The following is a 290-nucleotide window of genomic DNA, read 5'->3' as shown; positions in this document are numbered from 1 at the left end:
CTTGACGCCATGCTTGCTTTCAGCTTTTCAATCTGGTCCGGCGACAGCAGCGCACAGCCGTCCAGCTTGCCATGCTTGCGGTAATAGGCGTTGACCTCCTTCATAATGAGCTGGGAGCGTTCCAGCCCGTCCAGCTTCTTCTGGAGCTTTTCAATCGCTGCCGGGTCATCGGCGCTGATCCCGCCCATGCCGGTGCTGCGTATCTTATCCAGCAGCCCTTGAATATGCCGCCATTCCTCCATGTTGCTGTCCCGCGCCCGGTTCTGTTTTTCCTTCTTTCCCACCGGGAA

Annotated in this window: 1 pseudogene; it reads right to left on the bottom strand. The window is 57.6% G+C overall.

The features are described 5' to 3' along the window. Positions 1–290: pseudogene (locus tag PG722_RS14035) on the bottom strand (hypothetical protein); the annotation flags it as partial.

The sequence above is a fragment of the Butyricicoccus sp. OF27-2pH9A genome (genome assembly GCF_027693185.1).
Classification (GTDB): Bacteria; Bacillota; Clostridia; order Oscillospirales; family Butyricicoccaceae; genus Agathobaculum; species Agathobaculum butyriciproducens.
The sequence above is the reverse complement of the archived record's forward strand: the minus strand, read 5'-3'. Positions and strand labels throughout refer to the sequence as shown.